The sequence below is a fragment of the Labrys miyagiensis genome, assembly GCF_030160835.1.
Lineage (GTDB): Bacteria > Pseudomonadota > Alphaproteobacteria > Rhizobiales > Labraceae > Labrys > Labrys miyagiensis.
This window is the reverse complement of record NZ_BSPC01000015.1, coordinates 346,858-361,464: the sequence shown is the minus strand read 5'-3', so window position 1 is coordinate 361,464 and position 14,607 is coordinate 346,858. Positions and strand designations below refer to the sequence as shown.

Genomic DNA, 14,607 nt, shown 5'->3' with positions numbered 1-14,607 from the left:
GAAAGGATCCTGAACGGGAAATCTGGGCATCGGACCGGCGCCAAAGCCGGTCAGGTCGCAAGAAGGCCGCTACGGCCCAGGCTTACTCGACGACCTTCGGCACGAGGAAATAATTGTCCTCGCGCGCCGGGGCATTGGCGACGATCTTCGCGGCGATATTGCCGTCCGTCACCACATCCTGGCGCTTCTTCATCACCATCGGGGTGACCGAAGTCATCGGCTCGATGCCGGCGACGTCGACCTCATCGAGTTGCGCCACGAAGTCCAGGATGGCGTTGAGCTCGCCCTGCAAATGCGGAACATCTTGTTCGGCGACGGCAATGCGCGCAAGACGCGCGATGCGCTTCACCGTGGCGGCATCGACAGACATGAAATCCTCGGATCGTGCACGAAAACGGAACGGCGCGGTCTATCACGCGTGGCTTCGGGCGCGCAACCGATCTCGTCCCCTTTACGTGGAATCCTGCTCAGGGCTCCAAAGTGAACAGCCTCCGGCGTTACCTGAGGCCTTCTCTCAATTTGCAAGAGAGTTTGGATGCTGCAAAGAATTCAGGAATGATCGTTGTCCCAGCTTATGTCTCTGATAATCCTCATAAATTCCGGCTTCACCCAACGCAGCCACGTGATATCCGTGATTTTTCTGATGATATTGCCATCATCCGTGTCGCGAGTGTCCCTGAAAACGTTTCGCGTATATTCGTCGGCCGGCCAGACCATCGCGGCTGTGGTGTTGTAGGGATTGGCGATGGAGTCGAGTTTTACAACCGGGACACCCATGTAAAACGAACCGGTCAGTGCGTTGGTGGTGTCAGCTTCAGTGGAATAATCCAAATCGATCGATTTCGATTTTATCCCGTTCCAGTCCATGTAGGAAACCTTGTCAGGCGGGAACAGATACACAAAACGCAGCGGCGCACCGTCCGGCACATCCAACGCTTCTTTACTGAACATCATATCATCGAAGCCCGCGGCGACCGAAAACTTCACCTTGGTGAGTTTCTCCTTGCCCGGCACGAAAGTCGCCAGCCCAGCGACAGGCCAGGGCGTTGGCAACCGCATTGGATCGATCGGTCGCTTCGGCGGAAACCAGATCTTTTCGCCGGGCGTGCTCTCGCCCGGATTTCCGGCAGTGATATAGCCGTGGCTGGTCGATCTCTGCACCGCATCCATCTGAGTCCAGCCATACATGACTCGAATGTCCTGAAAGACAGTCACCGGTTCGATTGCGCTGTTCTCATCGCCGCGACCGCGCCAATAGGAAATGATGATCAAGGCCCCGAACTCGGGGTCGGCATCAAGTTCCTTCTCAACCGACGGTCGCAATTCTGCCCAGCGATTCAGCATTCGCTGCTTCTGGATCGCATCATTGATAGCCTGGACGGCCAGATTTACGCCTTTCAGGCCGAGGGTCGCCCCGTCGAATTTGGCGACGCCGCTCTGGGAAAGTCCGCCCTCATTCACAGGTTCGATCTTTTCGCCCACCTGAGCCGTGGTGCGGGCGCCGCCCGGTGTGCGCGGTCCATTCGCAGCCTGCCCGGCCCCCTGTGCTGCAATCGCCGACGTTGTCGCAGAGGGGCGAATTCTGCCATTCACGCCAATATTGGCGGCCGGCAATCCGAGGAGCCGCCGGCCTCCGGCATAGTCGAGGTCGCCCGGCGGAAGTGTCACGACGTATTGGACGCTCGCCCGCTCCGGCATGTTTCTGCCCCCGGCCTTGGCGAAGTTCGCCATGAAATTCCTATCGGCCGAAAGCAATTCAGCATCCTTCGCCAGCGCCAATGCCGCCGTCGGGGTGGATTCATGCGGTATCCAATCCGTCGCGTACTTGCCTGGCGTCATCTGCCTCTCATAGCGCTCCGGACTGATGTCCTGCAGCGGCGCGCTCACGTTCAACTCGCCGAGCATGCGCTGTTCAGCATCGCGAAACAGGCGCGAATAATCCGCTCTCGTCATCCATATTTGAGCCTTGGACGTCGCGAGATTGCGGACCACTCTCGCCATGTCCACATTTCCAGCGTTGATCTGATCGATGACCGATTTGTCGATGACAACCACGCGTGGCATTTGTCAGCCTCCTCTATGAGAGCCGCCTGAATACGCGCTGAATTACGTTGTTGCCCGAGTTTTTTGTAAGCGAATTCTACCAAAAATTAGCGTAGTATATTGAAATTGTACGCAATAATACTGCCCATATTCAATTTCAGAAGCAAAATTATAAGGCATTGCCAGCCCGTATTCATCCCTAATTCAGGGGAGTTCAGGCCAACCGGGAAAAGGGTGAAGTAGAATAAATGCACGGGCACCTGCATCGCAGGCGCAATCCGGCTGAAATCTGCGGCCCTTCAGCCAGCTTTTGGTGGCGAGGTGCCAGGGGAAGGGAGGACGTCGGCCGAAGCGTCGGCTTTGCTGGCAATGGCGTGCCAACTTCTAGGTCGGCACGGAACCGAGACATCTCAGGGAGAGTGCCGACCTGCAGGTCGGCACATCGATTTGCCTTACACCTCGACAGCTTCACCGGGCCTGGGCGCCACCACCTTCGTCTTGGCGCCCGCCAGGCCTTCGGTGAAGACCTCGGCATTACTCACCAGTCCAGGGAAAGTCGCATAGTGGCAGGGAATGGCGACGTCGAGGTTGAGATAGCGCTTCACGGCCAATGCCGCCACTTTCGGACCCATGGTGTAGCGGTCGCCGATCGGCACCAGGCCGATCTTCGGCTCGTGCAGTTCGGCGATGAGCGCCATGTCGGAGAAAATGTCGGTATCGCCCAGATGATAGAGCGCGGGCTGCCCCGGCGCCTTGAGGATGAGGCCGTTGGAATTGCCGACGGCGATGCTCACGCCATTGTCGATCAGGCTGGCCGAATGATCGGCCCGGACCATCGTCACGCTGAAGCCGCCGAGATCGATAGTGCCGCCGGTGTTCATCGGCTCGACCTTCTCCACGCCCTTGCTGGCGAGGAAGGTGACGAGATCGGCATTCGAGACGACAGTCGCTCCCGTTTCCTTCGCAAGCTCGATGGAATCGCCGACATGATCGCCATGGCCATGGGTAATCAGAATATGGCTGATGCCCGCGCTGGCGGCGGCACGATTCCCGTTAAAGGAGGGATTGCCGCTCAAAAAGGGATCGAAAAGAACGGCCTTGCCGTCGAACTCGACGCGAAAGGCTGCGTGACCGAGCCAGGTAATACGCATGATGCAATATCCTCAAAATGCAGGAAAGAGTTGAAACCGGACGGTCCCATCGCAAAACCATAACGCCCCTAGACGACAAAATGCTATCGGGATTCGGGATCACCTTTCGGTGTAACGTTCTCATGGATCCAGACCGACTTGATCGTTGACCTCTTCGACCTCGCCGAAAACCTGCCGCAGGAGCAGCGTCTGCTGGGGCTCGATCTCGGCACCAAGACCATCGGCCTCGCCCTTTCGGACGTGATGCTGACCATCGCGACACCGCTGGAAACGATCAGGCGCACCAAGTTCACCGCCGATGCCGAGCAACTCCTCGCCATTGCCGCAAAGCACCAGGTCGGCGGGCTGGTGCTGGGCTATCCGCTCAATATGGATGGCAGCAAGGGCCCACGCGCGCAGGCGTCCGAGAGCTTCGCGCGCAATTTGCAGCGCCTAAGCGACCTGCCCGTCGCCCTGTGGGACGAGCGCCTCTCCACGGCGGCCGTTACGCGCACCTTGCTTGAAGCCGACGCCTCGCGTCGTAGGAGGGCAGAAGTCGTCGATAAAATGGCGGCATCCTTCATCCTGCAAGGCGCACTCGATCGCCTGGGCTACGGGCGATAAGGCATCATGATAACCATCACTGAACCGGCGCGTCAGATCGACGTGATCCTCGAAACCGACGTGCTCGTGGTCGGCAGCGGCCCGGCGGGATTGGCGGCAGCGCTTGCTTCTGCACGGGCCGGGGCCGAGACCACGTTGCTGGAGCGCAATGGCTGCTTCGGCGGCAACATCACGCAGGTCGGCGTCGAAGGGTTTGCCTGGTACCGGCACGAACAGACCGTCGACAGCGAAGGCATCGGCATCGAGTTCGAGCAGCGAGCCAAGGCGATGGGCGCTGCCCAGCCCGAGCCACAGTCCCAGAGCTACGCCCTCGACGCCGAACTCTTCAAATATGTCGCAGACGTGCTGGTGCAGGAAGCCGGTATCAGGCCGATGCTGCATCGTCTCGTCGTCGGCACCATCATAGAGGACGGCGTCATCAAGGGCGTCATCACCGAGAGCAAGGCCGGACGCGAGGCAATCCTCGCAAAACGCGTGGTCGATGCCACGGGTGACGCCGACATCGCCGAGCGCGCCGGGGCTCCAACCTACAAGACGCCGCGCGAGGAGATGCAGGCGGCCTCGGTAATGTTCTCGATGTGCGGCGTCGACAAGCACCGGTTCCTGGAGGCCGTCAAGGCCGACCCGCAGACCTACAAGGATTGGGAAGGCGGCGAGTGGACCATCGAGACCACCGGCAAGGAAGACACCCTGTTCTCGCCCTTCCTGCGCAAGCCGTTCAAGCAGGCGATGGCGGCTGGCGAGATCCCCGCCAATCTCACCACCATCGCCGGTACCTGGGGCGCCGTCTCGGACCAGGGCGATCTCACTTATCTCAACCTCGTACACTTGCCCTCTTGCGACGGCACCGACCCCAATGATCTCACCGCCAACGAGATCGAGGGCCGACGCCAGGCCATCATGGCGGTCGAGGCGCTGCGCCACTACATGCCGGGCTGCGAAGGCGCCAAGCTGCGCAATTTCGGCATGACCATCGGCATCCGCGACACGCGCAAGATCGATGCCCACTACAACATGACCGGCACCGATGTGCGCGAGCAGGGGCGCTTCGAAGATTCGATCGGCATTTTCCCCGAATTCATCGACGGCTACGGCATCCTGATCCTGCCGACTACCGGGCGCTACTTCCAGGTGCCCTACCGGGCCATGTTGCCGAAGAAAATCGGCAACCTCATCGTGGCCGGGCGCAGTATCGGCGGCGACAAGGTCTCGCATGCGGCGGTGCGCAACATGATGTGCTGCGCGGTGGATGGACAGGGTGCCGGCGTTGCGGCAGCCATCTCGCTGAAAAGCGGCCGCTCGTTCCACGATGTGGACATTGGCCTGGTGCAGCGCGAACTGTGCAGGCAAGGCGCCCGGATCGCCTGAACACCCTCTTGGTTCCCTCGTATCGTTGGCATCGGGCGCGTCTGCGCCCGGTACCCATTTGCGCACTCACCGCTACAAAGTCTTTCTGAACATTCAGGTTATTGATTTTTCTGATTTAAATTTTATGCAAGTAATAAAACTAAATTAATTCCGACTGCAAAAATATTTAGCCGACACAATGTTCGCTGAAGTTGGAAGTAATATTATTAGATTCTTACCAGAGACGGATTGTGGATACCACCTTAGTAGTATACGCTCTCTACATGCTAGCAAAAACCGAGACACATCCCTTTCCGCTTGTTTACGGAGCGCATTCACATGGCTATGACACAAATCGGTAAGTTTACATTGCACAATGGCGGCGGCTTTGTTGCCAGAGGCGAGGTCGCCTATCTTGACGATAACGGGGAGAAGCATCTTTCCGGCAATGCCGGAGATATTCTTCTTGGGCAAACCAAGGATGTCGATCCGGGAAAACTCAGCGTTCCGGATGGTAGCATCATATCCCTCTACGTTTTTGTCGTGTGGGGTACGGATAACGAGGCGCGGCAATCCTACATCTACAAGCAGGGAAGCTCCGTGACGGCCAATTACACGATCACCGGCACAACGTTGAGCAACACGCTTGGCTTGATCTCCGTGGGCTGATGCATCTGTTCGGGGCGCCGCAGCGCATCGCCGCGGCGCCCCGGCTGTAGCCTGCAGGACTTGATTTTCGGGGAGATGGATCGTGAGCGATCAAGACAACGGCGGCGACGGCAATGAAAACCGTTGGACCAACTGGGCCGGAAACCTGACAAGCGTCCCGGATGAGATTGCCCATCCCGCCAGCCTGGCCGATGTGCAGGCGCTGGTGAAACAGTCTGCCGGCGCCACCATGCGCACGATAGGCACCGGACATTCCTTCAGCCCCCTGATCGTCAACAACGGCGAAACCCTGGTCGAGATGTCGCATTACGTCGATGGCCCACGAAAGGCCTGGCGCTGGCAGAACAAGGGGATCGATCTGGTCTCGTTCTTGCCGTCAGCGCCATGGGCGGATGTTCGCGATGCCCTCACCGCGCCAGATCCCTCGCTGCCTCAGATGTATTTGTCGTCGACCGGGGCTCTGGCCTCGATCAATGCCACGGGTTTCGTGGCTGCCGGATGCCATGGCACCGGCTGGAACCAGCAGACCGTGTCCGACTTTGTTTACGCAGTAGAGTTCGTTGCCGCCGACGGCCAGTTGCACGTCTTCTCCGAGGATACCACACCCAACGAGATGCCGTCCGTGCGTGTCAATCTCGGCACGCTGGGGATCATCACCAAGCTGACGCTCCGGGTCGAGCCACTCTACAATCTGCATGACGAGGAAATCGTCACGGCGACCGAGAGCGTGATGGGCCCGAACCCGGATGGGACCGGCGGCGAGATCAGGCCGGAGAACCTGCATAAGCTGGTAACCGAGAACGAATATGTGGAGCTCTTCTGGTTCCCGGGCAGCGGCTACAACAACGGGCAAATCTGGATCAAGAAATTCAATCGGACCCAGAACGAACCCCGTGACATCCCGCTGCGGCCGGATGGCTGGATCGACAAGATGGCGACCTCCGTCATGGAGTGGACCTCCACCCATCCCTTGTTCTGGTCGCCGATCCTGTCCCTGGCCTGGAACACCATCCACGACAGGGCGAAAGCCATCGAGGCCAAGGGCGGCTTCGTCGCCCCTGCCCCGCGGGTGATGTTCTATGCCGACCAGGCCTTCCCGATCCTCGACCTCGAAATTGCCATTCCCATCCCAAAAACGGGGCCGGGAACCTGGGATGTCGGCAATATCGTGCGGGCCTGGTACGCGGCCCTCAACTATGCCTACAAGTTCCAGGGCGACTTTCCGCTCACGACCTGCCTGCACGCCCGTTTCACCAAGACGAGCCAGTCCCTGTTGTCCCCGGCCTATTCGACCGCGACAGAAGACCGGGTCTGCTGGATGGAAATCCTGAGCGCCTATCCCAAGTCGGAGCCTGACGCCGGCAAGCGGGCCGCTGCCATGGCGCCCCACCTCGCCATGATCAACGCCGTGATGCCGGACTGGATCGGCACGAGGCACGGCCGGCCGCATTGGGCCAAGAACTGGCAGTACATCACGCCGCATGTGAACGTGAAGTCACTCTATCCGAGTCAAAACCTGCAGACTTTCAACGCTCTGCGGCGGCAGCTCGATCCCCACGGCATGTTCCTCAATCCATTCCTGACCCAGCAGGGGCTTTTCACCTGAGGAGGGGTAAGGCGGATTTGAGATAGGCCTCGAGGGTGGCGACAAGCGCGGCGGGCAGCTCGATGGTCCCATCGGACGCCGCGCTCCGGCCCGGAATGTGAACGCCGTTGGCTGCCAGCCGGTCGAGCTGCAGCGCAAGCCTGGCGGCAAAATCCCACGTCAGCAGGTCCGGTTTGAGAGCGACGACGAACAGGCCAATCCCGGGAGATCGATCGCCCTCGGCAAAGGAAGGGGCATCCAGGGACCAGTTTGCGCCTGTCAGCCCTGCCGCCAGAACCTCCACCATCAGGGCAATATTGGCGCCGCGGCTGCCACCGAAAGCGAGCAGCGCGCCTTTCATGGCTTCGCGCGCATCGGTGGTCGGCTGCCCCTCGGCGTCAACGGCCCAACCGTCCGGTATCGGCAGACCTTGCTCGGCGGCCTGCCTGATGTTGACGAATGCGGTGGCGCTGGATGCCTGGTCGATCACCAGGGGCAAACCGCCCTCGACGGGCGCAGCGAAGGCCAGCGGATTGGTACAGTAGACCAGTGGTGTGCCCGCGCCGGGCGTCATCAACGCGGGACCATTGGTCGCTGCGATCGCCACCAGCTCCTTCAGGGCCAAGCGCCGGGCGTAATAGCCGAGTTCACCGGTGGTATAGCTGCCGCGCTGGGCGAGGATGGCGATGCCATAGGTCGAAGCCCGGGACACCAGTTCATCGAAAGCCATGTCGAAGCCGAGTTGGCCGATGGCGCCCTTGGCATCGACGTGGATCAGCGCCGGGGCGGGATAATCCACCTCAGGCACGACTGTCGCTGCGATACGGCCGCAGGCGAAAGCTGCGAGATAATCCTTCAGATGGGCAAAACCCACGGCGGGCCTCTGCGCCAGCTCCGCCGCGACGGTGGCGTCGGCGAGCGAGCGTGCCGTTGCCTCATTGGCGCCGGCGCGGATGGTGGCTCGATAGGCAAGATCCCAGGCTTCCTGCCTCGTCAGACGTGGCATCGTCTCCCCCGACCCGGCGACAGCGGGTCAGAAGGCTGACACAGGATCCTGCCTTTTCACAAGATGCGTGCGGTAGATGATCAGTGCGGAGACGAGGCCGCAAGCGGCCGCAAAGGACAGCCAGATGCCCGGCGCGGCCTTGTCGTTGAGGAGGCCGATCAGCCAGGTGGAGATGGCGAGCGAGAAGCCACGGGCGCGTCAATCACGCGCCGCACCGATGGAGGCAAAGAAGTCCTCCGGCCCATCAAGTTCCACCAGCTTCTTCCTTTCGATGAGCCAGAACCGGTTTGCCACCGCCCGTACGAAGCTGCGATCATGCGAGACCAGCAGGCAACTGGCGCGTGGATCCAGAAGCTCGCCTTCCAGAGCCTCCTGCCCTTCGATATCGAGATGGTTGGTCGGCTCGTCGAGCAGATAGAAATTCGGTTCGGCAAGCCGCAGCAAGAGCAGACCCAATCGAGCCTTCTGTCCGCTCGAGAGCCGACCGATCGGCCGGCTCTGTTTTTCGATTGTAATGCCAGCGCCAGCAAGCAAGGAGCGCGCACGCTGATCGCCGACATCGAACCGGTGGACGATCGCGTGCATCGGCGTCTCCTCATCGACAAGATCTGCCAACGCCTGATCGCCATAGCCCAGCACGAGAGCAGGCGTTGCCTTGATGCCGCCTTGCGTGGTTTCAGGATTCTCGATGGCCTTGCGCAGCATCATCATGAGCCGGGTCTTGCCGGCGCCATTCCGCCCGAGCAACACGATACGATCGCCCTGACGGATGAAACGCTTGCCAGTCCTGAACAGCAGGGTTCCATCCGGCGTCTCGACGGCGGCATCATCAAGCGTCACAAGCACCTTGGCGTGCGTGCCCTGGTTGGCGAGCTTGATCGCGCCTGCCGACCGTTCGAGATGCGCGGGTTTGGCGGTCTCCTCCAGCTTGTCAGCCCGTTCCTTCAACTGCTTGGTCTTCACGACGAGAAGGTCGCTGCCGGAGTTGATGCCGATATTGTTGAGCTTGGCGGCCTGCTTGCGCAGTTGCTGGGCGACTTTGATGTCGCGCTCGTAGCGCCGCGCATCCGCCGCATCCACCTCGTCCAAGGCCATGCGCGCCCGCGTGTAGGGGAGTGCGAAAATCTGCGACTGTTCGGGCCGCAGGAACAGCGTCCGGTTTGTCGTCGCATCGAGGAAGGCGCGGTCGTGGCTGGAGATAATGACCGGCACGTCGCGTGGCAGGGCGTTGAGCCATTCCTCGAGTTGGCCGATCTTGGCGAGATCGAGATGGTTGGTCGGCTCGTCGAGCAGCAGCACGTCGGGCTCCCTCACCCAGACACGGGCGAGCATGGCAAGCCGCTGCCAGCCGCCGCTCAGGTGTTTCAGGGGCCTTTCACGCATCGCTTCGGAGACTTGCAGCGAGTCCAGCGTCACATCCACCCGCCAGCTTTCGCTCGGCCGCTCCTCGGGTGGCAATGCTTCAAGGACCGCTGCGTAGAAAGGCGTGTCGCCGAGGTCCGAGGGTACATCCTGCTCGACATAGCCGATGGTCAGGCCGCGCGACCTGATGATGTCGCCAGTGTTTGCTTCCATGCCGCCCGCGATGCAACGCAGCAGCGTGGATTTGCCGCGTCCGTTGGCGGCGACGAGGCCGATGCGGTCGCCGGCATTGACGGCGAGGTTCAATTTGGAAAAAAGCGGAGCGCTCAGCGTCACGCCGAGATTGCGGATGTTGACAAGGCTCATGATCGTTCTCTGGTCTTGCCGAGCGATCACGCTATCCGGGGCATACAGCCATCGTCGGATGCGCGAATATCAAACTCGGCGTTGATTATGAACGCTGGCACCTCAGCTGAGGTGCTGCGTTGCCACGAAGGGCAGACCAGGAAGAGTGTTCGAGAAACGTCCTCGGTCAGCCCTGCAAACGCGTCTGCAGGGCATTAACTGGGCCACGCTGGCGATGGTGCTGGAAGTAGACAATCACGCGCAACCCTCCTTTCTCGATATGAAGCGCGGCAGAAATAACATCGCTCGTGATATGAGGCAAGAAATGCCCAATCCCATTTACCTCCCGCTAGCTGATGCAAAAGTGGAAAAGCCACGACTCGCGATCTCAATCCTTGCTGCCGCCGCCGGCACGGCCTATGAACTCGGCTTTGATGACCAAGCCAGCAGCCACCTATCCGCATCGCCACCTCCTCGGCATCGAAGGCCTGACGGAGCGCGATATTCTCAGCCTGCTCGACGAGGCTGACGACCACATTGCCTTCAACCGGCAAATCGAAAAGAAGTCGTCCGCCCTGCGCGGGCGAACCCAGATCAACCTCTTCTTCGAGCCATCCACCCGCACGCAATCCTCCTTCGAACTCGCGGGCAAGCGCCTCGGCGCCGACGTGATGAACATGTCGGTGGGCTCCTCCTCGGTGAAAAAGGGCGAGACGCTGATCGACACGGCGATCACCCTCAACGCCATGCGCCCTGATGTGATCGTGGTGCGCCACAACCAGGCCGGCGCCGTGCATCTCCTCGCCCGCAAAGTCGATTGCGCCGTGGTCAATGCCGGCGATGGCGCGCATGAACACCCGACGCAGGCCCTGCTCGACGCCCTCACCATCCGCCGCCACAAGGGCCGCATCGCCGGGCTGACGGTCGCGATCTGCGGCGACATCCTGCATTCGCGCGTCGCCCGCTCCAACATCCTGCTGCTCGCTACCCTGGGCGCCCGCGTGCGCCTGATCGCGCCCTCGACCCTGCTGCCGGCGGAGATCGAGCGCTTCGGCGTCGAGGTCTACAGGGATATCAGGCAAGGCATCAAGGACGCCGACATCGTGATGATGCTGCGCCTGCAGCGCGAGCGGATGGCGGGTGCCTTCATTCCATCGACCAAGGAATATTTCCGCTATTTCGGCCTCGACGAGGAGAAGCTGAAATATGCCAAGCCCGATGCTCTGGTGATGCATCCCGGGCCGATGAACCGCGGCGTCGAGATCGACACCGCCGTGGCGGATGGCGCCCAGTCGCTGATCCGCGAGCAGGTGGAAGCCGGCGTCGCCGTGCGCATGGCGGTGCTCGAAGCGCTCGCCCGCAACCTGCCGAATGTTTGAGGGAACTGAGATGAGCACTGGTTCCCTTCTCCTCACCAACGCCCTGCTGACCGATCCGGCCGCCCGCACGCAGATGCATGGCGCCCTGCTGATCAAAGACGGCGTCATCGCCGATCTCGGCCCCGGCCTGACGAAGGACAAGGTCGGCTCCGATGTCGAGATCCTCGATTGCGGCGGCGAGGTCTTGGCTCCGGGCCTGGTCGATATGCGCGCCGTCACCGGCGAGCCCGGCGCCGAGCACCGCGAAACGCTGGCCACCGCCTCGCAGGCCGCGGCTGCGGGTGGCGTCACCACGGTGGTCTGCACGCCTGAGACCCATCCGCCGATCGACGATCCCGCTATCGTCGACTTCGTGCTGCGCCGGGCCCGTGACACCTCGATCGTGCATATCCACGCCATGGCCGCCCTCACCAAGGGTCTGGCCGGCCAGGAGATGACCGAGATCGGCCTGCTCGGCGAAGCCGGCGCGCTCGCCTTCACGGACGGCGCCCACAGCGTGATGAATGCCCGTGTTTTGCGCCGTACTCTCACCTATGCCCGCGACTTCGATGCCCTGGTGGTTCACCACACCCAGGATGCCGACCTCGCCGGTGACGGCGTGATGAACGAGGGCGAGTTTGCCAGCCGCCTTGGCCTGCCCGGCATTCCCGCCGAGGCCGAAGCCATGCTGCTGGAACGCGACATGCGCCTCGTCGCGATGACCGGCGCCCGCTATCACGCCGCCACGGTGACCTGCCGCGCCTCGCTCGACGTGCTGCGCAGGGCCAAGGCAGACGGCCTCACAGTCACCGCCTCGACCTCGATCAATCACGTCACGCTGAACGAGAACGACATCGGCGCCTTCCGCACCTTCTGCAAGGTCTCCCCGCCGCTGCGCCATGAGGACGACCGCATCGCTTTGGTGCAGGCGGTGAAGGACGGGCTGGTCGATGCCATCGTTTCCGATCACAACCCGCAGGATGTCGAAACCAAGCGCCAGCCTTTTGCCGAGTGTGCCGATGGTGCGATCGGGCTTGAAACCATGCTCTCGGCCGGCCTGCGGCTGGTACATGACGGCTCGCTCGACCTGCTGACCTTGTTGCGGGCGCTCTCCACCCGCCCGGCCGAAATCCTGCGCTTGCCCGGCGGCACTCTCACCAAGGGTGCGCCGGCGGACCTCGTGGTGTTCGACCCCGATACGCCCTTCGTGCTCGATGCGGCCAAGCTGAAGTCGCGCTGCAAGAACTCGCCCTTCGACGGCGCCCGCCTTCAAGGCCAGGTTTCGCGCACTATCGTGGCGGGCAGACTCGTCTATCAGATCTGATATAGAGACTACCCATCCGGATTGTTTCAGCAGAGCCAGGCCCATGACCGACGGACAGTTCCTTGCCTCGCCGCTTGCCCTGATCGCTGCCGCGGTCCTGGGCTACCTGCTCGGCTCCATCCCCTTCGGGCTGGTGCTGACACGGGCTGCGGGCCTCGGCGACATCCGCGCCATCGGGTCCGGTAATATCGGCACCACCAATGTGCTCCGCACCGGCCGTAAGGACCTGGCGGCGGCAACGCTGCTGCTCGACGCGATCAAAGGTACGATTGCGGTGCTGATCGCCCGCTATTTCTGGGGTGTGGAGGCGGCTATCGTCGCCGGCCTCTTCGCCTTTATCGGCCACATCTTCCCGGTCTGGCTGAAGTTCAAGGGCGGCAAGGGTGTCGCCACCTATCTCGGCCTCCTCGCCGCCTTCGCCTGGCCCGTGGCGATCGTCTTTGCCCTGGTGTGGATCGCCGTCGCTTACACCACGCGATACTCCTCCGCCTCTGCGCTGACGGCGAGCCTGGTCAGCCCGATCGCGCTGCTGCTGTTCGGCTATCCTCGTGAGGCCATCCTCTTCGCCCTGCTTTCCGTCGCGTTGTGGTACATGCACCGCGCCAATATCGGACGCCTGCTCGACGGCACGGAGAGCAAGATCGGGAAGAAGGCGTGAGTGCTTCGCAGCGGCGCGTCCTCACCGATCGCGAGCGGCTGGACTGGCTGCGCCTGATCCGTTGCGAAGGCATTGGCCCGATCAGCTTCAAAGGCTTGGTCGACAGCCATGGCAGCGCCGGCGCTGTCATCGAGGCCCTACCGGACATCATCAGGCGCAGTGGCCGCTCCGTGCGCCTGCCACCGCAGGCGAGCCTGGAGCGCGAGTTCAGGGCTCTGGAGAAGCTGGGTGCTCGCTTCATTGCCATGAGCGAGCCGGATTACCCCGAAGCGCTGGCGGAGATCGATTCTGCCCCGCCCCTCATCGCCGTCCACGGCTCGATCGCGGTTCTGTCCAAACCCATGGTCGCCATTGTTGGTGCCCGCAATGCCTCGGCGAGCGGCCTGGGCCTGGCCGCCGAAATGGCCGCCACTCTCGCCAATGCCGGCTACGCCGTTGTGTCAGGGCTGGCGCGGGGCATCGACAAGGCCGTGCACGAGGCGACGTTGCGGAGCGGCACGGTCGCTGTGGTCGCCGGAGGGCTCGGCAAGCTCTATCCACCACAGCATGAGGATCTGGTACGCAATCTTGTCGGTACAGGCTGTGTCATCACGGAAGCTCCCTTCGACTGGGTGGCGACGGCGCGCGATTTTCCCAAGCGCAACCGCATCGTCTCCGGGCTGTCGCTGGGCGTTGTCGTTGTCGAGGCCGCCATGAAGTCGGGCTCGCTCATCACCGCCCGGCTCGCCGGCGAGCAGGGACGTCCGCTGATGGCCGTACCCGGCTCGCCCCGCGATCCCCGGCATGACGGCTGCAACAACCTCATCCGCGAGGGCGCTACACTGGTCCGGCATGCCAGCGACGTCCTTGAAGTGGTCGCGCCTCTCGTGGAGCGCCACCCGATTCCGACACCGCGCCCGAAGCTGTCCCAGCCTCGTTTCGATTTCGATGCCGTGGACGAACCGACCGCCCCACGCCTCCAACCGATTCTTTCGGGCGATGCCGACCAGGATCGGCTCGTCGGCCTGCTCGGCCCTTCGCCTGTCGCGATGGATGATCTGGTACGTGCCTCCGGTCTCGAACCCCGCCGCGTCCAGCTTATCCTGCTCGAGCTGGATCTTGCCGGACGGATTGAAAGACATGGCAACGGTATGGTTTCGTTGTTGTAATCCTGTTG

The 14,607-nt window shown here is 61.9% G+C and carries 13 protein-coding genes; 8 read left to right on the top strand and 5 right to left on the bottom strand.

The features are described 5' to 3' along the window. Positions 1 to 82: 82 nt before the first annotated feature. The 3 genes from gatC to QQL24_RS10195 form a co-directional block, all read right to left on the bottom strand. A complete protein-coding gene (gene gatC / locus QQL24_RS10205) occupies positions 83 to 370 on the bottom strand; it encodes an Asp-tRNA(Asn)/Glu-tRNA(Gln) amidotransferase subunit GatC (RefSeq protein ID WP_284311864.1) in 288 nt (95 codons plus the stop codon). A gap of 179 nt (positions 371 to 549) precedes the next feature. Further along, positions 550 to 2,064: a hypothetical protein gene (locus QQL24_RS10200; protein WP_284311863.1), complete on the bottom strand. Its 1,515-nt coding sequence runs from the start codon at positions 2,062 to 2,064 to the stop codon at positions 550 to 552. Positions 2,065 to 2,495: 431 nt separating this feature from the next. Next, positions 2,496 to 3,194 (bottom strand): metal-dependent hydrolase, encoded by a 699-nt coding sequence (locus QQL24_RS10195; protein ID WP_284311862.1) that lies wholly within the window; start codon positions 3,192 to 3,194, stop codon positions 2,496 to 2,498. Positions 3,195 to 3,332: 138 nt separating this feature from the next. On the opposite strand from QQL24_RS10195, the gene ruvX reads away from it, so the two are divergent. The 4 genes from ruvX to QQL24_RS10175 all read left to right on the top strand — a co-directional run bounded on the left by ruvX (position 3,333) and on the right by QQL24_RS10175 (position 7,419). After that, positions 3,333 to 3,797 carry a Holliday junction resolvase RuvX gene (ruvX, locus tag QQL24_RS10190; protein WP_284311861.1) on the top strand — a complete coding sequence of 155 codons (465 nt, stop codon included), beginning with the start codon at positions 3,333 to 3,335 and terminating at the stop codon, positions 3,795 to 3,797. 6 nt (positions 3,798 to 3,803) lie between these two features. Continuing rightward, on the top strand, positions 3,804 to 5,165 hold the full coding sequence (locus tag QQL24_RS10185; protein WP_284311860.1) for an FAD-dependent oxidoreductase: 1,362 nt from the start codon (positions 3,804 to 3,806) through the stop codon (positions 5,163 to 5,165). 318 nt (positions 5,166 to 5,483) lie between these two features. After that, on the top strand, positions 5,484 to 5,813 hold the full coding sequence (locus tag QQL24_RS10180; RefSeq protein WP_284311859.1) for a hypothetical protein: 330 nt from the start codon (positions 5,484 to 5,486) through the stop codon (positions 5,811 to 5,813). An 82-nt stretch (positions 5,814 to 5,895) separates the two neighbouring features. After that, a complete protein-coding gene (locus QQL24_RS10175) occupies positions 5,896 to 7,419 on the top strand; it encodes a D-arabinono-1,4-lactone oxidase (protein ID WP_284311858.1) in 1,524 nt (507 codons plus the stop codon). On the opposite strand, the gene QQL24_RS10170 is transcribed toward QQL24_RS10175, so the two are convergent. Both QQL24_RS10170 and QQL24_RS10165 read right to left on the bottom strand, forming a co-directional pair. Continuing rightward, complete coding sequence (locus tag QQL24_RS10170; protein ID WP_284311857.1) at positions 7,412 to 8,404, bottom strand: Ldh family oxidoreductase; 993 nt, start codon at positions 8,402 to 8,404, stop codon at positions 7,412 to 7,414. The two genes, QQL24_RS10175 and QQL24_RS10170, sit on opposite strands and share 8 nt — an antisense overlap. A gap of 198 nt (positions 8,405 to 8,602) precedes the next feature. Further along, positions 8,603 to 10,132, bottom strand: coding sequence for an ABC-F family ATP-binding cassette domain-containing protein (locus tag QQL24_RS10165; protein WP_284311856.1), 1,530 nt, complete (start codon positions 10,130 to 10,132; stop codon positions 8,603 to 8,605). A gap of 413 nt (positions 10,133 to 10,545) precedes the next feature. Here QQL24_RS10165 and QQL24_RS10160 point away from each other — a divergent pair, with 413 nt between their 5' ends. From QQL24_RS10160 to dprA, 4 genes are read left to right on the top strand one after another with little or no spacing between them, the layout of a single operon-like run. Then, positions 10,546 to 11,490: an aspartate carbamoyltransferase catalytic subunit gene (locus tag QQL24_RS10160; protein ID WP_284311855.1), complete on the top strand. Its 945-nt coding sequence runs from the start codon at positions 10,546 to 10,548 to the stop codon at positions 11,488 to 11,490. A gap of 10 nt (positions 11,491 to 11,500) precedes the next feature. Continuing rightward, on the top strand, positions 11,501 to 12,793 hold the full coding sequence (locus tag QQL24_RS10155; protein WP_284311854.1) for a dihydroorotase: 1,293 nt from the start codon (positions 11,501 to 11,503) through the stop codon (positions 12,791 to 12,793). Between the two features lie 43 nt (positions 12,794 to 12,836). Next, positions 12,837 to 13,451, top strand: a complete 615-nt coding sequence (gene plsY / locus QQL24_RS10150) for a glycerol-3-phosphate 1-O-acyltransferase PlsY (protein WP_284311853.1) — start codon at positions 12,837 to 12,839, stop codon at positions 13,449 to 13,451. Beyond that, complete coding sequence (gene dprA, locus QQL24_RS10145) at positions 13,448 to 14,599, top strand: DNA-processing protein DprA (RefSeq protein ID WP_284311852.1); 1,152 nt, start codon at positions 13,448 to 13,450, stop codon at positions 14,597 to 14,599. The genes plsY and dprA overlap by 4 nt, the downstream gene beginning before the upstream one ends. The last annotated feature ends 8 nt before the right edge of the window (positions 14,600 to 14,607 follow it).